Consider the following 24,312-nt stretch of genomic DNA (forward strand, 5'->3'; position numbering starts at 1 on the left):
CGGCCGCGCGGCGCGAGAACCTACTTCTTGTCCACCAGCCCGTAGTGCTCAAGCAGCTGCCCCACCACGTTGTTTTCGATGTGGTGACGGGCGAACTTGCGGGCGAGCGGCCCGCCGGGGATCTCGAACTGCTCCCCATCCCGCAGCTGGTTCACCGCGTAGAACAGCGCGCGCACGTCGTAGGTGGAGTTGAACACCTCGGGCACACCACGCTCGATATCCAGCAGGGTGTACACGGCCTCCATCGGGGTGCGCACCGAGTACTCGGTGGTGAAGATGCAGTCACGTTCCTGCGATTGGGAGAACTGACCGATGAAGGCAAAGTTCGTTGCACCTTCGGGCACCACGGCCGGACGATCGCTGTGCTTGCGCGGCATGAAGAACGCGGTCACATACGGCATCATCACCGGGACGGTCTTCGCACCGGTGGCCGCCAGCTCGTCGATCTGATCCACCGGAACCCCCATGTGGTAGAGCCATTCCCGGGTGATTTCCTCGCCGGTGCAGTCCTGCATCGGCTTCTTGACATAGTCCCCCACCGCCTCGGGGAACAGGCCGTACACCCACACCACGATCTGGTCCGCGGGCTGCTTTTTGAAGTGCGGCTGACGGTTGACCGTCCAGGACATCAGCCAGCTCGAATCGGTCACCGTGACGATGCCGCCGGTCACGACCTTGCCGCTGAAGGGGTCGCGCTCGGAGATCCTCTGAATGTACTCGGGGATGCGGGCATCCAGGGTGGTGACCGTCGCCGACTCCCACTTGGTTTTGGGGATGTCATTGCCAAACACGTCGGGCTGACCAAAGGCCTCATCCTTGGCCGCGATCCTGCGCCAGAGGTCCCAGGCGGGTGCGGGACCGGTGTTGAGGCGTGCCGGGGTGTGGTGGTCACCGTCGCTGGAGTTTTCGGTGAGCGATCCGATGGTCATGAACAGCAGGTCATCGGTGGTCAGGTCCACCTGCTTGTCCTCACCGTGCTCCACGATGTGGATGCGGGTCGCTTCCTTGCGCTGGCCCTGCTTGTCGATGAAGAAGTCGACGTCGGTGACGACGGTTCCGTAGCGGAATGTCACCCCCTGCTCGGTGAGCCAGGTGACCAGCGGCAGCACGAGTGATTCGTACTGGTTGAACTTGGTGAACTTCAGCGCCGAGAGATCCGGGAGGCCCTTGATCTGGTGGATGAAGCGGTGCAGATACAGCTTCATTTCCAGCGCCGAGTGCCACTCCTCGAAGGCGAACATGGTGCGCCAGTACAGCCAGAAGTTGCTGTTCAGGAACTCGCTGGTGAAGACCTCGTCGATCCGCTTGTCCTCAAGGTCCTCGGGCAGCGAGGTGAAGATGTTGGTGATCTCCTGCTGAGCCTTCTTGCTCAGGTCAAACTTGAAGTTGGTGCCGCCATCCTCACCCTGGTTTTTGGTGGTGCGTCGCAGCGAGGAGTTGGGGTCGTCGCGGTTGAGCCAGAAGAACTCATCCAGCACACTGGCATCTTCAATTTCCAGCGACGGGATCGATCGGAACAGATCCCACAGACACTCAAAGTTGCTCTCCATCTCGCGTCCCCCGCGGATGACAAAGCCCTTCTCGGGAACGTCCAAACCGTCTAGGGCACCACCCGGGAGCTCCTGCTGTTCGAAGATCGTGATCTTCGAACCCTCCATCCGACCGTCACGAATCAGAAATGCCGCCCCGGCAAGCGCCGCCAATCCCGAACCCACAAACCAGGCGCGCTTGGACTCGACCCCCTTGGGCTTGCGTGGCCGAGCAAACGCTTCGTAGTTGCCGCTGGTATAACGCATTCGTTCTCCTTCGGTACACATCGGCAGGCCCCTCCTGCCGATCAGAAACCGCGGTGACATAACGAATTCTCGTAGTCGGGTTTCCCCTGCCGCGGCTACTGAATACTCCCGATGTTAGTGTCGCTCGTGCTGGCCGCGCTAGGGTCATTCCGGGTGCGGTGGGTGAACGTTTTCACCGTCGATCAGAGTGGACAGCGGGTCGCAACCGGCCGGAGTATACGAATGCATAGACATCCGCGACCAGTATTTTGTCCCCCGTCGGACCGCGAAAAAACCGGCCACGCTCGGTGTCAAAGGCTCGCACGGGCCGCACGCCTCATGCGCGCACCGTGCAGCCCGGATTGAGGACGGTGTCCCCCACGATTTGCCCCGGATCCGTGCACGCCGGGCACCGGGAAGGCAGGGCCACTCCGCACAATTCTCACCGCGGAATCCGGCTACCGACCACCCATGTCACCCGGTTGGGGTGGGGACAGCATCCCGTCCGGGCCGATGGTCGCGGCGCGCCGGTGGAAGTCGCGGAGGCCACGCTGATTCATCAGCTGTGCGGCCTGGCCGCTGGGATCGGGCGTGGGGATGCCGTCCACCTGCTCGAAGCGCACCGAGCGCACCCGCGCGCCCAACACGTTGCCCTCGGCGTTCAGCCGTACCGAGAGATATCCGCCGAACCGGGTGGAGGGATCGGTCCCGAACACTCCCCCACCGCCGAAATTCCCCAGACTGTAGGCGATGAGCCGCCCGCGATACCACTCCATCCCGCGCAGGATGTGCGGTCCGTGTCCCAGAACCAGGTCGGCTCCGGCGTCGATTGCCGCATGGGCGAAGGCGATCGGGTCGCCGCGGTTCTCCCCAAACATCGTTTCGGTGCCGGGCGTTACCGCGTCTGCCCCCGGACCCTCGGCCCCCATGTGGGCCTGAACGATCACGACGTCGGCCCGCTCGGCGGCCGTGCGGACGATGGCGCGCACGTGCCGAAGGTCCGTCACCCGGTTGAACGTGGAGTAGGGCGCGAACCCGATCATCGCCACGGTCAGATCGCCGACCCTGGTGAAACTGATCTCGTCTCGATCCCCGACCGGGCGGATGCCCACACTCTCCAGGGCCGCGCGGGTCGCATCGTAGCCGCGCTGTCCGAAGTCGCGGCTGTGATTGTTGGCGAGGTTCACATCGGTGAATCCGTGCATGCTCGCGGCGGCCGCGGGGTCGCTGCGAAAGGCGAAGCAGTCGTTGAGCGCCGCGCACTTGGTGGTGCCGTAGTCTGGGGTGAGTGCCTGTTCGAGGTTGCCGGTCACGATGTCCTCGGTGAACCAGGGACGCACTCGGTCAAGGTATCCGGCTCCCTGGTCGGCGGGAATCCCGCGCGTTGCGTCGTACAGCAGGATGTCACCGACCGCACCGATGCTCACCTCGCCGGTGCGGTGCGCGGACCGATGAGGCATCTCGGATCGGGACGGGACGGGGATCGCCGATGCCGTGGACGCCAAGAGTCCGAGTGCCACAAGCAGGAGCACCGCAACGGGCGTGCGCCACGGGATACGGCGCTGAGCTGAGGTGCGGCCGAGGGCGGTGTGAGTCTTGTGCGAAATCAGGGGTCTCTGCGAGTGGAATCGCCCGAAGCCGCTGCCGGTTGTGTGCCCGGGCACTCGTCTCCGAAAGGCAACGGAGCTCGACGTGGCGGTTGATGGGTGCGGCTGATCCTCTCGATGAGGTACCGCAGTGGTCACAGTCGCGAGGGGCGTGTCGCCGGGCACGCACCGCCGAGGCGAGTCCCCGTGCAAGACGGCGGGCAACGTTCCTCCGCGCCGGGCCGGAAGATCGAGCAGCCAGGCGAGACGATCCCGGGCGATGAGTCGCGCAATCCCCAGGCTCGCCGCGATGACAACCGCGGTCACCACCAGCGGCAGGCAGGTCGCCGCCACGAGTTGGATGGCGGTGCCCGCCTCCGAGAGCGGCCCAACAACCAGGGCGTCGCTGAGGGCGAGGATCGGCATGTGGATCAGATAGATCGGGAGGGTACGCGCCCCGAGAAAGGCCAGTCCATGGCCGAGGCGGGTTAGTCGTGCGAGCAGGGGCGCGATCGCGAGCGCCATCAGGACCCCGATCAGCGCCAGGCCGGGCAGGACACCGGGAACCGATTCGACGGAGCCCATCCGCACCAGCGCAAACGCCCCCAGATATCCGAGGAGAAGGCCGGCGGCGAGGATCGGACGAGGCCGCGAGGTGAACCGGAGGACGGTGCGCGACGAGTAGGCGCCGATCAGGAAGAAGAGCAGGTTGGCGATTAGGGATCCACGGTTACTGACGATATCGATCAGCCCCGCGCCCACCGCGATCGAGAGCAGGGCAGCGGCGGCGAGCGGAATCCAGCGGGGCAGACGTCGCAGGGACTTGGCGATGACAAAGTACAGCGCGAGCGCATAGAGATACCAGGTGTTGGGCGGGCTGATCGTGATCGCCTCGATAAACTCGGCAATCGAACGCGGCACCAGGGTGGGAAAGTCGGGAAACGCCCACATGGTTGCCATGTGGATCAGCGTCCAGAGCAGGTAGAGGTACATGAACCGCACCACGCGGCTGCGGAACACCGCTCCCCAGGACCGCGCTATTGCACTCGCCGCGAAGCATCCGGAGATCAGGAAAAACAGCGGCATGCGCACCGGATAGGTAATGTCGGCCGCAATCCCCCAGGCCCCGGCAATCGGTACGGGAATCCGCCAGTCCACCTGCAAATAGGACTTCACCACCGTGTGCCAAAACACCACCAGAATAATGAGCAGCCCCTTGGCCGCATCGGGCCACAATAGCCGCGGCGTCCCGCCTGCCGTCAGGGCTTCGGGACGTGAGCTGAGATCAAGGCCAACAATTCGCATACCTGCGAGCTAAACAGCGGCACCGTTGCCCGCCCGTATGCGGTTTTGGATACAAAAACGATATGTCATTGCCCCTTACTTACGCGTAGGGCATCGGTGCCGCGTTCGGGGTGAATGGCTCATTCGGACCGCGCCAGCCATTTTCTATCCCCGCCGCCACCACTCGGCGGCTCTTGACCGGAGCGAATGCTGCGGGAGCGTTTCCGACGAATTCTTCTCCCACGACTCGTGCGACATAGGCCCCACACAGCGCAAGATCCGGCGGTGTGAGGTCAACCCAGGCGACCTCAATGCCGGTTGCCCCGAGTCGGTCTCGGTACGCAGATACGCTGGCATTGGCCAGTGGCTCTCCCACAATCTGCTCGGTCACCGGGCCGGAAAAGATGTGCTTGTGTTCAGCGGCGGCGTGAGGGTCAAGATTGTATTGAAGCTGAGAAAGAAGGTCCGTCACGTTGTGGGGCCCTCCGAAATCCATCGCATACGCACGATCCTGACGCCATTCGCGGAGGGCACCGCGATCAACGCGACCCTCGATAATCGCTGTCCACAATTCGCTCTTGGGATCGTCCAGGCCGGTCACCGTACGCACGAGGAGTAGCGCTTCCAACGCTGCCTTCTCTTCGGCTAGCTCGGTCGTGTGCCGTGTGGAGAAGCCGAGGATCGGATTCGGGGTCATCCCAGCCAGAATCGCCACCACCGTGGGCACGCCCGTTGGCGAAGGAAGATCGATAAAGTGCAGCGCTACCCCTGGTCTCCTCAACAGCCCCAACCTAATCAAGCATTCCCGGGATGCAACTCTGCGGGGCAGCACCGGGCCGTTCAGCCACCACACTGTCATAGCATCTCGCTCTATGAGTTCCTGCAGGGCAGAAACCACGGCAAAGTCGAGAGATGGTCCGGCGGCAATCCCTGAGATATTGGTCGAGGTCGATGCGCTCGGCATTACGCCCTCACGTCGATACCAGTTCAAGTAGATCTGTGATGCGGCCACGGAACGGGCCTTGCCGGAAACGAAATCTTTTCCCATGACGCTCACAACGCCGTTGCGTTTTTCCAAGTGCTCCGCCGTCGATTCCCACAGGAATCCTCCGTAGGCTTCCAGAATCTCGCTAACGGCCGCCGCCTCCACGTGTTTACCGGCGCGCGTCGACATGCCGAACCCCTGACGATCATCAATCCACAATGGTTCGAACATCGAGAGATCTGCTATCCGGGCAGTTGCGCTTATCACCCCGGAATCATGGGCGGTCGCCACGTGCGTGATGATTCCAGACCGTTCGTCTACGAGGTCGCCCCAAGTATGCTCACCGGCATACGCAGCTACGACTCGATTGGGCAGTGGGAGCATCGGATGGATCCGAATGGTGAGTGCCAAGAGGTCAAGCTCGAACTCTCTCCCCACGAACCGACCGGGAAGTTTGGCCAGGCCGTCCATAATCATCCCCACGGCACTGATAATCATTCGACTCTCGAGCTGGCCGATCACAGGATCTCCCGGTGCCCGCTCCCTCGTTGTATCCCTAATCGGAGAATTCTGTCGCGCCGCGCGAAGCCGAACCTCATGATCGATAGGCATCACGCCTGTTACTTCGTCATACAGGGGTCCAATAAATACGAACGTTCCATCGCTGAGCACGGGAAGACACGGAACGCCCGACGAAATGAGCGTGCGAATCCGTGGGTCCTCCGGTGAGAGTTCCCCGCCGCAGAAAACCAAATGTGCGTTGCGTCCATCAGATAATGGAAATTCGGCAGGCATTTGCGCTCTGACGTCGGTCCAGTGAGCAGCGGGCGCGTCGTCTGTGGTCTTCGCTGCGTCGAATTCTCCGCTCATGATACTGTCTGAGACCGATTCGATCGGGCCGGGATGATTTCTCGGTATGCGGGCCGAACAAAGAACACGATCCCCACGACCGCGAAGAATATCCCGGCGCAAACAAGGGCGTTCCGAGCACCGATGGAGGTGACGATGGGTGCGGCAAGAAGCGAACCGGCAAGTGTTCCAAGCCGAATGAGCACGCCATATGCAGCGAAAATACGCCCCAGGGAGGCCGAGCCTGTTGCACCCACGATGAGAACATCGCCGACTATCTGATCGGGGCCAAATGCCCATCCCCAGAGAAACCGGAACACCACCACAGCAGCCACAAACGGCAACAGGGCCACTCCCAGAGCGGCTATTCCGTACACCAGTGCCGTCATCAATAGCACCAGGTGGAGTCGTCGGAACTTCTTGGTTCCGTAATAAACAAGGCTTACGGCGCTTCCGATAGCGTAGGCGGCCAGGGCGAAACCATAGGTGACTTCACCAAATCGCAGTTCGTCAACGAGGTAAATCGGTAAGGCTACCAGGGCGACGGCAACGCCGATCATGCCCAGAAGGCTATAGGCGATGTAACTTCGAACGGACGGCGTGGTTGCGATTTGCTCAAACCCGGCGGTGATTTTTCGAAACGTCGAGTGACCACGCCCGGACACCACCGCACGAGCTCTCCGAACGCGTGAGTTCGGGTCGTAGTCGGGAGTTACCAAAATCAGGGTCGCAGCAGCCACAAAGCTGGCGGCATCAATGAGGAATGCCAGTGGGGCACCAAACCCGGCAACGACGATACCAGCGAGTGCGGGACCGATCGCTGCGGCACCCGAGTAACCGATATTGCGCACGGCCGAGGTACGCTCAACCTCGCCGCGGGACGCTTCGAGAACGGCTGCTTCCATTGCGGGGTTGTCCAGGGCACTGAGCGCTCCTGCTAGTGCTGCAACGATTACGACGACGATCACGTTGGGAACAAGGGCGGCAACGACCAGTAGTCCGGCGCGTGCCAGAAAAATAAATACCACGAGCTTTCGTCGGTCGAAGCGGTCAACGAAGGGCCCTCCGAGCAGCCCGGCGAGCGTAGCCGCGGCAACGTTGACGGCGAATGTCATGGCGACCAACGTGACAGATCCACCGTTGATCAGGACGAACAGCGGAAGGGCAACCGAGGTGAACCCGTCTCCGGTTTCACTGACGAAGTAGGCAATGAGCGATCGTCGTATTGCCCGGTTTGAGAGAAGATCTCGGTAGGTGCGCAGCATCACAGGGTCCTCAGGCGTGAGGAAGTGGTCGATAGTTAAGCTCCGCGAGCGTGGCTGGTCGCGTACGTAGCCCGAGTTCCACGGGTTCCCGGAGCAAACGTCCGTTGCCGAAAGGAGGGAACGCTGCCGGAGTATTGGGCACCAGTCCGGGAATCACCACTCGAACTACGGTGAGACCACACGCGGCAACATCCGGAGTTGTGAGGTCGGCAACAAGGACACGAAATCCTCGAGACTCGATGGCGTGCCGATAGGTTTCCAGGCTCCTACTCACCAGCGAGGGTATCGAGGCCAACGACATGGTTTCGGGACCGTCGATCAGGTGAGCAACGTCACGGTGTGCACGCGGGTCAAGGTGATACTGCTGCTGGCACATGAGGTCATTTACGTCGCGGCAATCGTCTCGATAGTCATCAAGGTATTGACGGTCGGCCCGCCAGGGCTTGAAGTTCTCCATCGGGAAGGGCCCCTCCCGCTGGTCCTTGTACCACAGGCCGTCCTCTCGGAGGAGGTCTCGGCTACCGTCTTGGAGGGTAAGCGCTTCGGCCCAGGCTTTTTTCGCCGCACCCTCTGCCGTAGGCCGTGCCGCGAAACCGATGTTGAGCAATTCCTCTTCGGAATTTTTGAGGATACCTCCGATAACAGGGATGCCGAATCGGTTGGGAAGGCTGATGAGCGAAGCCTGTTGCCCCAGCGAAATCGGAGCACCCTCCCAAAGGGACGATAGTGGCTCAGACAGATCAAGGCGCGGAAGCGTCTGATTGTTTAGCCACCAGATCATCGTTGCGTCACGCTCGACAATTTCTTCGATTCCGGAGACCACGGCCGAAGCAAAATCTTGCCCCGCGGCGATCCCCGGGTATGACATGAACTGATGCGGCCGTTCAGAGGCGAACGCTATGTCTCCAAACCAGTTGACGTACGTAGCAAACGCCGGCACTGCGACGGTTTTCTGGCTGCCCAGTTCGATGAAGTTGACCCACGAGATTTCCTCATCCTCTTCCCACGGCACAAACGGAAACCCAGCTTCACCGTATTGCGAGGCGCTGAACAGTTCCAAGTCACTCGGTCGCAGACAGTCGATTTCTTTTTGTTCGAGTTCGCTTACGCTCGCGATAAAGGTCGCCCTTTCCTGTACATAGTTTCCACATATCCGCTCTACCGCTTCACCGATGGCCGCACCGCGCGCTGCGTCAAGATCATCGAAATGAGATCCAAGAGCGGTGTTGTTGTTGGCGAACTGAGAGAAAGCACGATACTCACTCACGCGGCTCTGCACAGTACGCAACCTTTGAGGAACGCTAGGGTGATGCACGACGTCATCGAGCGCCAACACAATGCCGGTGCGGGCATCGATCACGTCAGATGAAACGTGTTCCACCGAGTAGTCGGATGGCCACGAAGCTGGAGTCGGAATGACCGGATGCTGGAAGATCTGAAGTGATCGGAGGTCAAACTCAAGCTCGGCTCCCCCTAGCCCACCCGGGGCGTCTGCAAGGCTGCGGGTTAGTCGAATCCCGAGCTGCGCCGCGACCCACATAAGTTCTGAGGCACCGGCTTGATGTAAGTCAAATGAGTTGAGATTTCGCTCGGCCTCCGCAACAGCATCGCCTTTGACGGCCGCGCGTCGGCGGTCGACCAGATCGGAGTACTTCGCTGTTCGTCCGGGGGTGATGAGCGGTCCGACCCAAGCTCGTCCATCCATTAGGTATGCAGGACACCACCGTTCTTCGAGAATCGCGTACTTTTGGTCCAATAACAACAACCTCGCCTCATCGTAGGCACCCAGCAATTCAAGGTGTGTGACAGGGCGTTTTTCGTCCTTGGTTGCCGAGGGCTGGTTGCCGTGCACCAATTCGTCCAATAACCATTGAGCGGCATCCGACCAGAGCGGGTCGGCATGAATACGTAAGTCTTGTGGTGAGGTGAAAGCTGCTGCGGAAACCCGGAGAAGCTCAATCGGAGTCTCTGGCCTTACAACACAACCCGCCTCTCCAAGTGCTTTGGCAAGTTCGCCATCTCGGTGCTCAAGAAGCTGCAAGAAGGCAGCCTTGTCCAACTCGAGTTTGTATGATCTTCCGGCCGGCGACCGGATCAGGATACCGCCATCAAAGTCGGCCCATTCGAACGAGAACGTCATTTTCTCACCAGATGTAGTGGAAAGGGGGCTGATGGACAAGCCACCAGCCCCCTTCGGACTACTTCTTATCGGTCCACCGGAAACTGGCGGAAAGAACCTTGTTGTGATTTCCGTTCGGAGCGAGCATCTTGTTAGCACTCTCGCTACGCTGCGCGGAGATCTCCGCGGTAATATCCTTCAGCATCGTTCACTCCATTCTTGAATTCGCGCAAGAACTTCCTGCGTTTGCGCAAAGCTACGCCTCCACCGCAACTAAAACAAACGTCTTGTTGGGCTCACAGCGCATGCGCAGGAAGAGTACGGGAACTCTTGAAACGGGTTGAACCTGAATCGCGATTGATATGTCATGTCGCGCGAACCAGCAGGCCGAGTCACCCGAAAAACACCCTTCGAAGCACGTACGCACACGGGAATCGGGTCCCTCCGTTGAAAACTTGCCGCCCCACCTAACGAGTGGAACCTTCGGTTGAAATTCCGCATCGTCGAGAAGTTTTCGCTCAACCGCCATAGCAGACCCTCGACGCCTTTTTAAGGCCCCATTTCGGTGATACCGAACTCGTACGAGTTTCGAATAAAATCTCGATTCGTGTGGGTCGCCGTGACCCACGCGTCACGCACTGATTGGAGCACCATGAAATACGTTCGCCGCGTACGCGTCGCTCACCCGGGCACCAGAAATGAGCACATCACCGATGTTCAATACTCCGATGGCACCGCCGGAACCCTTCAGTCTGCCACTCGCGCTGCAATGGTTGCACACATCGATAACGGAAACAGTGTTCGAACTCACAATGATTACACGGGAGCTCAAGCAGACGTGATCACTCGCACCAACGGAGTGAAGTATCTTACAACCGTTGCAAACGGACGTGAATCCGACAACCTACTGAATCTAGGTCGCTTCTAAACCTGTGGGTTAGATGCCATAGCTAAACGATGTCTGTGCTCGCCCCTAAAATTCGTTGCGAAACCATACGGGGAAGGAATTCATGAGATGAACGGTATTCGTTGCAAAACGAAGCGCGCAGTCATCGGTACACAGAGCGAGGCAGCTCGATACGCCGCACGCACGCATAAGCCCTCGACGGCGATGCAATGTCCGTACTGTGGATACTGGCATGTTGTGGGAGTTGGCTCATCCATCGAGCGTCCGTCAAAGCCGCCTCGGCGCTGAAGGACTCAAGCGACTTTGATCTTGGCGTCTCATTTCACGTTTGAAACTCTACACTTTACCGTTCCGAACTAGCGGCATGAACACCGGACGCCTGAATCGGACGCCAATAATCAAAGCTTCGAAACCGAGGCGATGAGCCCGCCAAGAACCCTCCCAGCTCCGCGGTATCTTGCGGTTCTGGGAGGGTTTGTTTGGGCTGGGCGTTCTCCTCATAGGCGCATTAAATGGAACAAAAAGGTGAGGCTACCTCGGATAGCGGGTAACGCTTTCCCAAAACCTGCGCAATTACAATAGTCTCCACGGTACCTTGCACGTATTACCTGGGAGAAGCTTCGACTCATAATTGCAGTTTTTACGGCAGGGATATAAGCGTACCGTCTGGCGAATAAGTACGGTTGCAACCATGGCACGACAATGAAACATCTCACAGCAGCAGACGTTCGCTGCCGGGTTGCCGGTTTCACAGATGACGAGACCTTGATCTGAACGAATCTAGGCGTCGAACGTCCCGGATTCGAGACGATTTCGACGATAGCGGGGTTAAATCACACGACCATTCTTAAGTACCTGTCCATCTTCCCTTTTCGACGTATCGGGACCCTAAGTGGCGGCCTATCCGCTGCCGATCGAGCCGCATTCATTTTGTGCTTTGCGAGTAGAAGTAGTTTCCCGTACGCCTTTGCACATCAAGTTTTGGGCTCACGCTATCCTGGATTCGAAGCAGCTATGCCTAGGACTCTGTGTAGTAACAGCAGGGCCGCATCCTCAGTTTTTCACACTCAGCCATTACCACTCCCACTAGCGGAAGGGTATCTTCAAGATAGCCGTGAACCGACTGGCAGTGGCGGCAATACCTTGAAATGCGCCACCGAAATCAAAACACTGATGCTAAAAACCGTCGGGCAGTGCCGGCTCAAAAACTCTATTGTTGCTCGAGAGTTCGATGATACTTGCAGCAGTAACGAATCCAGGTTCGAGTTGAGCGGAGCTTAGCTTTTCTTTCAGCACTGCGACAACGTATTGGATATTCTCTTCAGTAGCAATCTGCGCAATCTGTTTAAGATCGGCACCCTCAATGGTTTCAACAACATCGTGGACGATGAATCGAGGCACACATTTGTTTCGCTTTCTAGCAAATAGTTGGTAAGCCAAGTCGTATGCGGCGATGAGCGACTTCCGTGTTCCTGTGCTCGTTTCTTCCATATCCCTTATTCCCACGGGGAAATTGGAAACATTAGTTGAAAATATGAGCACTGGAGCCTCTCCATTGATCCTTCGCGCGGTTTCAGTAAAGTGCTGATTAAATTCAGCCATTGCTGATCGAGCTTCCAATTTCATGTTCTCAAGTTCATCCGACATCGAAGCGATTCTTTCGTCGAGCTTGCGGCTTTTCTCTCTAAACTCGGTCAAAGTCTGTTGAATCTGCTCCTGAGCACCAATTCTTTCGTCAATGGCTTGTGCTCTCTGCAGGAGCTCGTTGTACTGTTCAATTTTGCCCGCACCCACTAAAGCTAAATACTCACCATTACTCGCTAGCAATTCGGCTTGGTTAGCTACTGTCACATCAAGTCTGGACTCCAGCAGTTCCGCGGTCTCCCGAAGGTACTCTAGCTTGTTGTTTGTTAGCTTGCGATTAAATTCGACGAGCTGATCAAACGTAGCGTTCAGCTGGGGAGCAAAGCCCTCCACCTCGTTAAAGAGTTCTCGTGCCAACGCGAGATCTGGATACTCGAAAGAATCGCTTTCGGTGCTACTAATTGCATCCCGAATGCGGGACAGCTCGAACTCTATATCTCCTTGGGCTGCGATTAGCTCGCTATAGTTACTGCGAACCTCGGAGATTAGACCACGATTCTCACGAAAGACATCTGGGTCGAGAATATCGTTAAGCTCTGCCTCGATGAATTTCTTATTGCGGCGAAGCTCTTCTGAGAACTGTTCAACGACTTCTGGATCATCACTGTTAGTAAAATCCGAGTAGCGTTTCGAAGCTATTTCAACTTGATTTTTCTCTTGCTGCAGTTCAGAGAGTTCTTTGGCATCCTTCGCGTCCCCAATATCGAACAAGTAACCGTAGATAGAGCGATACACGGCATTTGAAGTGGGGCCGCTTATATACTTCAAAAAACCGTGAGTGTCTTTGCCAACGACCACTCTCAAGAATGATCCGATTAACTGTCTGAAGGACGGAACATTCGAGGCATTCATGAAGAAGAGCTGATTTAACTCAGCCTGGTATGCCTTCTGAGATAATGCCTTTCCGTCGATCGTATAATTACCTCTGGTGAAAAGCTCGACAACAAGACTGTGCGAGCGTGTTTCGTCATTCACTGTCAGCTCAACGGCAAGCTTTCTATCGTGGATGAGGTCAGATAGCTCCCTGTTGATCACTCCTGTTTCAGGATCAACGTACAAGTTCTTCCTGGTCTTAGCTCCGAGAGCAACGTCAATTAACCCAAGGAAGGTAGTCTTGCCGACCTTGTTATGACGAGTTGAATTCGATGCATCCACCACGAAGTTCACGCCCGGTTTGAAATACACGACTCGGATTTGTACTTGTGTTTCGCTTTCAAATAAACGCAAACTACCCAGCTGCATACAGCTCACCTTCCTCGTTCAAGACTATTTTTCCAATGAGAAACAGGAAATCCACTGCCAAAACAAAGAGTTGAAAATCCACTTTTTGAGGAAACAGGTCGCCCGAAACCAAATCAAGTAGTTCTGCGAGTGCAAGGTTTGACCTGCGTTTCACATGACTATAGGCAACCCCGGAGATGTAGTAGACAGTCTTTTGTGGTTTGTTATTCGTATCGACCAGGATCACCGTTTCACCTCACCCCACCGCTTTCAACCTCTGGAGAACGAGGATTTACAAGTATCTTGCATTTCCAGACTCCATAAAGCATTAAAGCCAGCACAAAGGCCTCGATTTGTTCAAGGCTGTAGGTGTCAACATCTCGACCTTTGTGATTGTAAATGCGTTGCGTAATCGTCTCTCGGATGGTGTCGAGTTTGTCGTCCCCGCCACCGACGATAATATCGCCGCTCGTTTGATCAATTTCAACTGCATCCAGGTAAATCCGGTGAAGACTGTCAACTACCAGTTGACTATTCGGGACTGACTCGAGGATCACATTTAGTAACTCATAATTGGGAATCTGCCCCCGCAAAAGGATGTTGTATTTGTGGGCTCGATTGAAAGCTAGCTTCTCTGTTATCGGGGCCGGATCAGAGGCATTCACTCCACCAGGATCACTTTGATCGCTCTCTGTAAATAGAACTAAAATGTCGTAGATTTGAGTTTTCGTCAACAAGGGGGAAGTGCCAATAATAATCGGGTTCACAACATTGTGGTCACCATTGATCTGTATATTGTGATCGCCGTCGATAATGTTTGGCCTGCGACTCATTTCCCTACAGAGTTCCTATTACCGACAACTTGCATATTACCATCCCCAATGACACGGTTCTCTTTGAGTTTTCTCTCAACTCGGCCAGCCTTATTGAAGGCAATTCCACCGACTACGGCAGACACTATAGAGACCAAGGAGGCAACGATGCTTAGTAGAACTTCAAGCGGCAATTTATCTTCCACATGTGCTTTCTAAATAGGTTGAAGACCACTAAACGGTGAGCTCCAAACGATGGTATCGGACGCTAGCAAGTATCGCGGTATTAGCGGGCGTTTTACCTAATCCTGCTCTTGAGACAATGTCAGGGAATCATTGACCGTTGTAGGCTCGCTCAGTCTGGTCGCGGAGTAGGATTGAAGCTGATCGTATTCCTGTCCCATACAAGTAGTTCCTCACTCGGGGCGTTTTCCGAGTGGAGGAACATCCTGTAGGAGCTGGCTTCTGCGCACGTGTGTTCTAATTCGAAATAATTCTGGACTGCGCCATACAGTGAGTTGAGTGTTCGTTTGGAAGTATTGCTCAGGTAGATGGGTCTTTATTGCGCAGTGGCGATCAATGACGAAAATCTTGCCTACCTGCACCGGCGGTCAACGGACAACGGTGAACCGTTCTCTCCGGTTGGAATAATCAGAGCCTATGTGATGGATAGCCGGGAATAGCTCACAGTAGTTGCCTCTCAGGTAATGCACGGTCGCGATTGATGCGCTTTGAGTTGAATCGGCCAACGCTCAGCACATCGTCAGACATGTCGAGACTCGTGCAGAACTTCACTTACATATCTGCCACGCGTTCGGGTCGAGGGGTAGCTCTGTGTTTGAACCCAATCTCAGGCGTTCCCGTCATAATCCCGTGAGTGAGAATCCATAAATCTCAGTGTCAGCTCGCCGTTTTCGTCAAGCGCAAGTAGATTGCCCTCAGTTGAATAACCAGGGGTGGTGAAGAATCACACCCAATCAACATTGCACAGCGCCACCGGTCGATCATCTTAAAGGCGCACATTAAACAATGGCAGGAACTCCCGCACATGAAATGCTCGAGTGAGCTGTGGCAATTCCGTCCGGTCATCTTCTGCCGAAGGCTCAAGCGGGAATTTGAGCGCGTAGCGCTCGCCACGGAGCTTCGGCTCGTGTGCAGTCATCTTTTGGTTTCTTGAACAGAAGTGGAGTTTCTATCCCCGGCTCGTTTCCTGGGTATGGATGCGGAACTGCATCTTCGGATACGGCCTGTCCTGATGTGAGCCTCGCGCAACTAATGTTGATTCACGTTGACGCAGCTAAGAAACCGAATACTTTTGGCCACCTCTGGCTCGATTGTCTTGACGAAGTTTCGAACGACGTATCCGCAGCACGAGACACCGATAGTCGCGCGTTCGAAATTGGGAAGAGCAATAATCCATCTTGACCAACCTGGCTGGAAGCCACTTCAGTCAAACGAAAAACCCTCCCAGCCCCGCTACATCTCGCGGTTCTGGGAGAGTTTTTTTGGTCGGGCTGACAGGATTTGAACCTGCGACCCCTTGACCCCCAGTCAAGTGCGCTACCAAGCTGCGCCACAGCCCGTTGTCGTTTCCGGCAACTCATTTATAGTAGCGCGAAACGGGGGCGAAAGAGAAAACGGGTGGCGGGGTGCGCGTGTCGCCGGAGCGGAGCGGCGTGCGGGGAGCCGTTTAGTCTTGCACCGGCGTGACGATCAGGTCCGCGTTGACCGCGGAGGCCTCGATCAGGCGGGCGTTGGCCTCGTCACTGCGGAAGACCCATTCGCGGGCGTGCTCAGGGGATTTGCCGTGGGCCTCGTGGCGGGCGACCAGGCGTTCGGTGCGCAGGCCGGTGGGGATCTCCACGTACCAGGCGGCGTCGAGGAATTCGCGGGCCGGGGCCCACTCGGGATCATCCAGCAGCAGATAGTTACCCTCGACGATCAGCAGGGGCGTGACCGGAGACACGGCGAGCGCCGCCGCCACCGGCTCGTGCAGGTCGCGGTCGTAGCTTGGAACGTACACAGTCTCCCGCGCCTCCTGCAGGCGGCCCAGCAGGGCCACGAAACCCGCGGCATCAAACGTGTCCGGGGCACCCTTGCGGTCGGTTCGGCCGAGGTCGGCGAGCACGGCGCGGGAGAGGTGATAGCCGTCCATCGGGACCAGCGTCGCCTCCTCCCCCAGCTCGGCGACGATGCGCGCGGCCAGGGTCGATTTTCCAGCCCCCGGCGCACCGGCCATTCCCAGCAGGCGGCGCTCGCCGGGGACGATCAGCGCACGGGCGCGCTCAACCAGCTCGTCCAGGCTCGCCTCGATCCGCTCGGGATCACGCCCAGGACCAGTGGCAGCCCCAGCGTGAGGGTGCACGGCGGCACCAGCTTCAGGCAAAACCTCGGTGCCAAGATAGGACACCGAATCCTTCAAGGACTCGGCCCCAGAGCCAGGCTCGCTCACAGGGCTAGCCACAGACGCGGCCACGGAACCCGCCTCACTTGCGGTCGTAGCCTCGGTACCTTCCGAGGTTCGGACCTCACCAACACGGGCTTCGGCGCCGTTCGACTCGGTGACCACAGCACCGGCAGCCGTAGCCTCGCCGGTCGCCGCGGACCCCTGCTCCGCGCCATCCCGCACCGCGATTCGCTCCACGCTCTCTGCACCCACCGGTTACTCCCCGTCGCCGTCACAACCCGGCCGGCCACGCGCGGGCCGGCGGCATCCGCAATGCAGGCGGTACCGTTGCCCCATGCTAGTCCGATCGGGGAGGCCACGGATCGGAGTGTGCACGGATTGCAAAAGTGTGCGGCCGGGCCCACTGGACCCGACCGCACACTGCGTTTATAACCGATACCGCGGCGAATACGTCGCGGGCAGAGACGGACTCACCTCAACCACCGGTAGCCCGGCAAACGAGTTCGCGCACCGGCAGATCACCAAACGGCTACTCGGCCGCGAACACCTCGTCCAGGAATCCGATTGCCGCGCGCGAGGTCAGCGTCTGGCCGCCCTCATGCGAGTTGAACTCCCACTCGATGATCCGCTTCTGGCCCGCATAGCGGTTATAGGCCGCATAGACGGTCGAGGGCAGGCAGATCGGGTCCATCAGCGAAACCGTCACCAGTGCCGGGGCGCTTGCGCGGCCCACCAGGTTCGAGACGTCAAAGTAGGACAGCACCTCGAACACCTCGGCCGCGTCGCCGCGGTGGATCGCCAGGTACTCGCCGATCTCCCGATACGGCTTCTGCGTGGCCGCGCGCACCGAGCGCGGGAAGTCGGACAGGAACGGCTCCTGGGCGATCACCGCCGCCACATCCGACCGTAGCCCCGACACGGCAAGCGCAAGCCCGCCACCCTGGCTGTGACCCTGCACCGCGATCCGCGAGGAATCGATCGCCGCCACGCCCAGCGCAACATCCACCGCGCGCACCGCGTCGGTGATCAGGCGGCGATAGTAGTAGTTATCCGGGTCGTCGATGCCGCGGGTCATGTGTCCCGGGACGGTCGGACCCTGGGTCGCGATATCCCCGGTATCGCCGCGGCTCCAGGCCGAGCCCTGTCCGCGGGTATCCATGTGCAGGTGCGCGAAGCCCGAGCTGGCCCAGAACAGGTCGTCCTCGGGTTCACCGCGACCGCCGCCGTACCCGACATAGGTCACCACGGCCGCCAGGTCACCGGCAGCATCCAGGTCGGTTCCCGCGGGAACGCGCAGCCAGGCCCGCACCTCCTGACCATCAAAACCGGCGAAGGTCACGTCATAGACGTCGACCAGGCGCAGCCGCTCGGCCACGCGGACAAACCGGGCGTTCAGCGGATGCGCCGCCGCCTGATCAAGCGTCCGGGTCCAAAAGGACTCCAGATCCTCGGGCGCGGTGGCAACCCCCTGGTACCCGCGTACCCACTCGATATCCGGTTCAACCAGCATTCGTTCCTCTTTTCATCGGGGATTCCTCGCCGATCGTACCGGGGAGAGTCGATCGGCTGCCATGTCCCGCGTCACAGTGCGAGACATGGAAAACTACGACGCCTGGACGATGGGATCCGGAATGATCACCGGTGCCAGGGTCGCAAACTTGGGTGGACGCCCATCCCCCGAGCTGCGTCCGGTGAGTCGGCGTCCAATCCACGGCAGCACGTGCTCGCGATAGTAGGCCTGGTCGCGCCCCCGCGCCCCGGTATCCGGCAGGGCCGCGGTCTCGGACACGGCCCACTCTGCCGGCACCGGGACGCCCAGCGCTCCCAGCACGTTCGCGGCCACGCGGATATGACCGATCGTGTTCAGGTGCAGGTTATCCGCCGACCAGAATCGGCCCTGGGCAAGCACCGCATCCGACCAGTTATCCACGTAGGTCATGCCCGCGGGCAGCCGGTGCAGCACCGCGGCGGCCAGCTCGTCTCCACGGCCCGACACCAGGCGACCCATCGGGATATGTCCACTCGGGTTTCCCCCGCTCACCACGACGACCCGGGCACCGCCGGATCCCAGACGTTCGGCGGCGTCCACGAGGCGGGCGGCCACCGCATCGATAGAAACCCGGGGACGCATGATGTCGTTGCCCGCACCGTTGAAGGTCACCAGCTCGGCCCCCAGCGCGAGCGCCGGTTCCACCTGCTCGGCGATGATCGGTTCCAGCTTCTTCCCGCGGATCGCCAGGTTCGCATAGCGAATGGGAGAACCGGCGTTTCGACCGAGCGCCAGGGCAACCAGGTCGGTCCAACCGCGGACGCTCCCATCGGGCAGCGTATCGCCCATGCCCTCGCTGAAACTATCGCCCACCGCGACATAGCTGGAATACATCAACGCTCCTCCACGACGCCCTCCGGGACGTCTCAAAAATCCTCTCACAGCCGCCCGCGGAACGCCGCACCAACGGGCAAACTCCTACCGGTGGTCACCCGCGCCGCACCGCTCCCATGTGGCCTCACAGGACAGGGCTGGGCAGAACAAGCTTCTCGGCACCGCACGGCGTGACTCTGCACAGCACAGCCACGAACCTACGACAGCGCCAGCCGGGTGGGCCGCTCAGGCCCGGGAATCTGCACCGTCTCCAGCAGCGGCAGCTTGGCGCTCTTGCCATCCCCTGCGCTGCGCCCGGTCACCCGGCGCACCACCCACGGCAGCACGTATTCCAGATAGTAGGCACGGTCGCGCCTGCGCGCACCCCGATCGGGCCAGCGAGCCACCTCATCCACCGCCCACTCCACCGGGACCGGGACGTTCAGCGCCTGGAGCACCGTGGCCGCGACCCGGGTGTGACCCAGGGTGTTCAGGTGCAGGTTGTCATCGGCCCAGTAGCGTCCCTCGCTGAGGGCCGGATCGGACCAGTTATCAATCAGGGTTACGCCCTCGGGCACCCGCGAGCGAATCTCCGCCGCCACCGCATGACCCCGCGACGAGAGCAGCGCCCCCAGCGGCAGATGCTGCCCCGGGTTCGGCTGACACACCAGCAGCACGTGGGATCCGGCATCGCGCAGTCGTTCGGCCGCGTCGATCATCAGCTTCGCCGTGCGAGCGATCGACACCCGCACCCGCATGATGTCATTGCCACCACCGTTCAGGCTCACCAGCTCGGGGCGCATGCGCACGGTGGGCTCCACCTGTTCGGTGAGGACGCCGTTCACCTTTTTGCCGCGGATCGCCAGGTTCGCATAGCGAATCGGTGCCCCTGCGGCCTGCCCGAGACCCAGGGCAACCAGGTCGGCCCAGCCGCGAATCAGCCCGTCCGGCAGCTCGTCCCCCATGCCCTCGGTAAAGGAATCACCCAGCGCAACATAGCTACCAAACATGCAAGATGATCCTTTCCCAGGGGTCGAGACACTTCGCGTTGATCCTCTCACGGACCGGCCGAAAAGCGCCTGAGGCTAGTCCGTGAGAGCGTCGATCCGATCCCACAGCCAGCAGGAGCGGAGAATAAGCGCCCGAGATTAGTCCGTAAGTGCGTCGATCCGATCCCACAGCCAGCGGGATCCGAGGATCCGGGAGCCCTTGGCCTCAACCCGCTCGCGCAGACCGCGATCACTGGTGATCGTCCAGACCGTGTGCGGCGGGGTGCGCTGGGCCAGCTCCTTCACTACGTGCACAATCGTTTCATCACCCTCGCCCGGCGCGCGCACCACGGTGAGCTCGGGGACCTGGGCATCACGAGTTTCGGCCTCTCGGGCGGCCCCCTCCAGGACAACGCGGAAGCGCGGCCACCAGTGCGAGTGCCCGAGGCCCAGCGCATCGGCGGGAATCCCCTCCTCGGCCAGACGTTCCAGCGCCAGCAGCAGGCGGTCGGCAGCCCCGGCGCGATCGTTCCACCAGCCATCCGGGCGGGCACCGATTACATTGGCGGCATCCACAACGATCGTCTCCGAACGTTCCAGCTCCGCCCGCAGGGCGGGCCAGGATTGCTCGAATCCGGGATGCAGCGGCAGGGTGTCCACTTCGTCCAGGGGAACCCAGCGCAGCTCGAGGCTCTCGGGATCGGTGATCTCCGGTTCGAAGGGGATGATGACGTCCCCAACCACGGTGGTATAGGACCAGAAGCCCAGATCCAGCACCGCGCTAAAGCGCGGACGGACGGCACCATCGGGCACCCCGGCCTCCTCGGCCGCCTCGCGGAACGCCCCATCCACGGCGCTCTCGCCGCGGTGACGCGCGCCCCCGGGCAGCGCCCAGGTGCCACCAAAGTGGCTCCACTCGACGCGATGCTGGAGGAGGACGCCGCGGACACGGTCAAAGGCCAACAGGCCGGAGGCACCATAGGTTCCCCAGAATTGACGGCCATCGGGCGCATAGACCCAGGCGTCGCCGCTGTCGGAGGGATCGGGATGGGAGTTCACTGGACCGGACACCTCTCCAGCTTGTCACGTTGACGGATGGTATGCACCCTCGATTTCCCCACATGACACGCGGTTTTTAGCGCGGACGGATCCGGGATTTGATCCGCCCCGCCGAAGAACAGCCGATGAATAGCTGATAAACACCCGCGAATTATCCGGGCCACCCGCGAAAACACGCCGTCGCCAGGAAATATCAGCCTCTAAGACGATTCCCCCTCCCCCGCTGGGACCTAAAATCAAGGCTGACGTATACACAGCACTTTGCCGGTTGTCACCGGCAGCGGCGGTTCCGTTCCCCGGAACGAGATCGCGCACCAGGAGGCCACAATGAATCCCGACAAACCCATCGACATCCCCCCGTCGCTCGAAAACGGTGCCGCCGGCACCGACCTGCTGGCCACCTACTGGCCGAGCATCATCGGGCTGGCGATCGCGGTTGTCCTGATCGGTCTGTGGATCTGGCGCGCCCGCCGCGACCCCGAGCGTCGGTCCCGCCGGGTGCGTCGTGGGTTCCTCTGGTGGACTCCGATCACGATCGTTCTGGTCGGTACGCTGGCGCTGGGTGTCAACACCTGGGTCGGCTACCTGCCCTCGGTGTCCTCGGTCCAGCGCTGGCTGAGCGATACCCCGCAGCGCCCGGTTGTCGTGTCCAATAAGAAGCCCGTGCAGGGATCCGGAACCACCACGCTGCCCACCTCGGAGCGTCGGGTCACCACCTCCACCTCGGGCTACTCGTTCCTGGCGACGATCCCCTCCACCGCCAAGGACGTCCCGAGCTCCGGTGCCTGGGTGTACCTCCCGCCGGACTATGACAAGCCCGGCAACGACCGTCGCTACCCCGTCATCTACGCGATGCACGGGTCTCCCGGCAGCGCCGCCGACTGGTTTGCCGGCGGCCGGATCGATGTGACGCTCGAAGAGCTCATGAAGACCGGACAGTTCCCGCACGCCATCGTGGTTGCTCCCGACCTCAACGCCGGTCCCGAACGCCGCACCACCGAGCCGCTGAACTTCCCCGGCGGCCCGCAGATCGAGGACTACATGGTCAAGGATGTGGTGGGCTGGGCGGACAAAACCCTGCGCACCGAGCCCGAGGCCAATAAGCGCATCATTGCCGGGATGTCCTCGGGCGGGTTTACCTCGCTGGTGTTCGCACTGCGCTATCCCGAGGAGTTCGGCTCGGCCATCTCGCTGCTGCCCTACGCCAAGCCGTATTCCAAGGGCATCGTGGGCAACCCCGAGGCCATGCGGATGAACACGCCCACGCACCTGCTGCGCGAGCTGCCTCGCGGCACCCACCAGACCTTCTTTATCGGTCAGGATGACGGGGAGTCCCTGCGCGCGGCCGAGGTCATCAACCGCGACCTGCGCGAACACGGTCTCACCACCACGCTGCGCACCTACCCGGGCCTCGAACACAACTGGACCGCGGCGCGCACCATGATGCCCTACGGCCTGGTCTGGACCGCCCAGCAGCTGGGCTGGGACAAGCCCAACAGCTAGAAACTCACGCGGCTGGAACACGGTGCCCGGTACCACCACAGGTGGTGCCGGGCACCGTTTATTCAGGACGTCAGGACGTCAGGACGGCTCGACCTTCAACGACTGGATCATGCCGTTGAATTCAAACCGGTCGGTAGCGGTCATCGGCTTCTCGGAGAAAAACAGGATGTCCCCGATCACCCCGTCTTGCTCAAACCGGTAAGCCAGGCCGCGATCGCCCAGGGTGAACCTGATCTCACGTGTGAATTCGTGCATGTTCTCGGGCTCTTCCGCGGTCATCTCAAGGCCCAGGTCCACCCAGGAAAAGCGCTCGGCAACTTCGGGAGAATCGGCGGCCCGGATCACCACCTCCAGGGTGCGTTTCTGGTTCATCGAGGTTTCCCGGACCACACGAAGAGACGTGGGAGAGGCGACGCTGCTGATCTCGTTGTCCACCATGTACGTGAAGAGATTCACCCGTGTCTCCCCCACGGTGGCCGAGATGTTGGGGATCAGCTCACGGTCGAGCTGGGCAATGGACAGCTGACTTCGATCCTGACGGATGGCGTTATTCACCCCGATCACCGCGATCACGACCCCGATCAACACCGCGATCGCCACCACCGGCCACACCCATCGCCGCCACCCGGTCTTCTGCGCCGGCAAGCCGACGAGCCCCGTGGGAAAGCTCAGCATCGGTCGGGGCGCTCGCGCACCCCCGTATGCACGCCGGTAGGTCTCCGAGAACTCGGCAAAGTCCGAGTCGTCGTCCTGCTCGTTGAACCCGGTCGCCGAATCGGGAAGGTGGTGGTTTGCCTGCACGATGACGTCATCTACAAAGTCCGCGGCACCCTCCCGGGCAATGCACTGGCTCCAGGCCTCGAGGGTGTCAAAGAAAGTTGCGGTATCGGGAAAGAACGCCGACGTCTCCCCCAGAAAAACGCGCAGCACCTCGTTACCACCCGTGTACATGGTGGCCAGGTAGTCCACAAAGTCCTGGGCCAGGTCCCGATGCCGAGGGAGGTGCTGGCGCACAAAATCCAGCAGCCGAGGTGCGCTGCGCTCAAATTGCTGCCGGTTGATCACAAAGTCGAGGCGGGCTTCCCACTCGATTTCTAAGCGGTCAAACCGGTCATCCGCCGACATCCCGCGGGCCGCCAACTCGGCATCACGACGATCGTAGGCTTCCCATTCGGCTCGAACATCGCGCACGGTCTGCGGGTCGAGCAGCCCCATCCAAAACATGGGAACCGTGTCTTCCGCTCGAAAAATCATCCGATCGGATCCATCAATCAGATAGTTCTGCGTGGGCATGGTCACTCTCCCCGGTTGGTTGTAGCACCCTAGCGAATGCGCAGGGTGTCCAGCATGGCACGAAAGGTGGCGCGGTCTTGGACGGTGATCGTATCGCGAGAGCTCAGCAGGCTTCGTCCAGACCCCGTGCGCATATAAACGTTATTCGCCATGCTCTTATCGGGGTCCCGGCCCCCGATTCCCCTCCCCGGCTTGTAGCTAGTTTAGGCATCGCGGGATGGCCGCGAAGTAAGCGGGCGGGTTCTGTCATTG

Annotated in this window: 18 protein-coding genes and 1 tRNA gene; 2 read left to right on the top strand and 17 right to left on the bottom strand. The window is 59.9% G+C overall.

Features of this window, described 5'->3' with window-relative positions; translation table 11 throughout:
* Positions 1-20: 20 nt before the first annotated feature.
* The 5 genes from D9V34_RS07395 to D9V34_RS07415 all read right to left on the bottom strand — a co-directional run bounded on the left by D9V34_RS07395 (position 21) and on the right by D9V34_RS07415 (position 9,923).
* Positions 21-1,796: an oleate hydratase gene (locus D9V34_RS07395; RefSeq protein ID WP_121688196.1), complete on the bottom strand. Its 1,776-nt coding sequence runs from the start codon at positions 1,794-1,796 to the stop codon at positions 21-23.
* A 437-nt stretch (positions 1,797-2,233) separates the two neighbouring features.
* Positions 2,234-4,666: a CapA family protein gene (locus D9V34_RS07400; RefSeq protein WP_121688197.1), complete on the bottom strand. Its 2,433-nt coding sequence runs from the start codon at positions 4,664-4,666 to the stop codon at positions 2,234-2,236.
* A gap of 79 nt (positions 4,667-4,745) precedes the next feature.
* Entirely contained in the window at positions 4,746-6,152 is a 1,407-nt protein-coding gene (locus tag D9V34_RS07405; RefSeq protein ID WP_183091898.1) for a YcaO-like family protein, read from the bottom strand.
* Between the two features lie 344 nt (positions 6,153-6,496).
* On the bottom strand, positions 6,497-7,744 hold the full coding sequence (locus tag D9V34_RS07410; protein ID WP_121688199.1) for an MFS transporter: 1,248 nt from the start codon (positions 7,742-7,744) through the stop codon (positions 6,497-6,499).
* A gap of 10 nt (positions 7,745-7,754) precedes the next feature.
* Positions 7,755-9,923, bottom strand: coding sequence for a YcaO-like family protein (locus tag D9V34_RS07415; protein WP_147441646.1), 2,169 nt, complete (start codon positions 9,921-9,923; stop codon positions 7,755-7,757).
* A 592-nt stretch (positions 9,924-10,515) separates the two neighbouring features.
* Here D9V34_RS07415 and D9V34_RS18290 point away from each other — a divergent pair.
* The gene (locus tag D9V34_RS18290; RefSeq protein ID WP_121688201.1) at positions 10,516-10,791 is read left to right on the top strand and encodes a DUF3892 domain-containing protein; all 276 of its coding nucleotides are present in this window, start codon (positions 10,516-10,518) and stop codon (positions 10,789-10,791) included.
* A 1,155-nt stretch (positions 10,792-11,946) separates the two neighbouring features.
* Here D9V34_RS18290 and D9V34_RS07425 read toward each other — a convergent pair.
* From D9V34_RS07425 to D9V34_RS07460, 10 genes are all read right to left on the bottom strand, one after another.
* Positions 11,947-13,656, bottom strand: coding sequence for a DUF2326 domain-containing protein (locus tag D9V34_RS07425; RefSeq protein ID WP_121688202.1), 1,710 nt, complete (start codon positions 13,654-13,656; stop codon positions 11,947-11,949).
* A complete protein-coding gene (locus D9V34_RS17495) occupies positions 13,643-13,882 on the bottom strand; it encodes an ABC-three component system middle component 6 (protein ID WP_147441647.1) in 240 nt (79 codons plus the stop codon). The genes D9V34_RS07425 and D9V34_RS17495 overlap by 14 nt, the downstream gene beginning before the upstream one ends.
* 4 nt (positions 13,883-13,886) lie before the next feature.
* A complete protein-coding gene (locus tag D9V34_RS17500; RefSeq protein ID WP_147441648.1) occupies positions 13,887-14,468 on the bottom strand; it encodes a hypothetical protein in 582 nt (193 codons plus the stop codon).
* Positions 14,469-15,456: 988 nt separating this feature from the next.
* Entirely contained in the window at positions 15,457-15,609 is a 153-nt protein-coding gene (locus tag D9V34_RS17800; protein ID WP_183091899.1) for a hypothetical protein, read from the bottom strand.
* A 344-nt stretch (positions 15,610-15,953) separates the two neighbouring features.
* Positions 15,954-16,030: transfer RNA gene (locus tag D9V34_RS07435), tRNA-Pro, on the bottom strand.
* A 107-nt stretch (positions 16,031-16,137) separates the two neighbouring features.
* The gene (locus D9V34_RS07440; RefSeq protein ID WP_342772994.1) at positions 16,138-16,857 is read right to left on the bottom strand and encodes a nucleoside/nucleotide kinase family protein; all 720 of its coding nucleotides are present in this window, start codon (positions 16,855-16,857) and stop codon (positions 16,138-16,140) included.
* Between the two features lie 526 nt (positions 16,858-17,383).
* A complete protein-coding gene (locus tag D9V34_RS07445) occupies positions 17,384-18,364 on the bottom strand; it encodes an acetylxylan esterase (RefSeq protein WP_121688204.1) in 981 nt (326 codons plus the stop codon).
* Positions 18,365-18,457: 93 nt separating this feature from the next.
* Entirely contained in the window at positions 18,458-19,237 is a 780-nt protein-coding gene (locus D9V34_RS07450) for an SGNH/GDSL hydrolase family protein (RefSeq protein ID WP_121688205.1), read from the bottom strand.
* A gap of 197 nt (positions 19,238-19,434) precedes the next feature.
* Positions 19,435-20,226 carry an SGNH/GDSL hydrolase family protein gene (locus tag D9V34_RS07455; protein WP_121688206.1) on the bottom strand — a complete coding sequence of 264 codons (792 nt, stop codon included), beginning with the start codon at positions 20,224-20,226 and terminating at the stop codon, positions 19,435-19,437.
* A 138-nt stretch (positions 20,227-20,364) separates the two neighbouring features.
* The gene (locus tag D9V34_RS07460; RefSeq protein WP_121688207.1) at positions 20,365-21,276 is read right to left on the bottom strand and encodes an NUDIX domain-containing protein; all 912 of its coding nucleotides are present in this window, start codon (positions 21,274-21,276) and stop codon (positions 20,365-20,367) included.
* A gap of 315 nt (positions 21,277-21,591) precedes the next feature.
* Between D9V34_RS07460 and D9V34_RS07465 the strand changes: the two genes are divergently transcribed.
* A complete protein-coding gene (locus D9V34_RS07465) occupies positions 21,592-22,767 on the top strand; it encodes an alpha/beta hydrolase (RefSeq protein WP_121688208.1) in 1,176 nt (391 codons plus the stop codon).
* 78 nt (positions 22,768-22,845) lie between these two features.
* Here D9V34_RS07465 and D9V34_RS07470 read toward each other — a convergent pair whose 3' ends face one another.
* Both D9V34_RS07470 and D9V34_RS18260 read right to left on the bottom strand, forming a co-directional pair.
* The gene (locus D9V34_RS07470; protein WP_121688209.1) at positions 22,846-24,060 is read right to left on the bottom strand and encodes a hypothetical protein; all 1,215 of its coding nucleotides are present in this window, start codon (positions 24,058-24,060) and stop codon (positions 22,846-22,848) included.
* A 29-nt stretch (positions 24,061-24,089) separates the two neighbouring features.
* Entirely contained in the window at positions 24,090-24,212 is a 123-nt protein-coding gene (locus tag D9V34_RS18260) for a hypothetical protein (protein ID WP_281272273.1), read from the bottom strand.
* Positions 24,213-24,312: the final 100 nt, after the last annotated feature.

The organism is Mycetocola lacteus (genome assembly GCF_003667575.1).
Classification (GTDB): Bacteria; Actinomycetota; Actinomycetes; order Actinomycetales; family Microbacteriaceae; genus Mycetocola; species Mycetocola lacteus.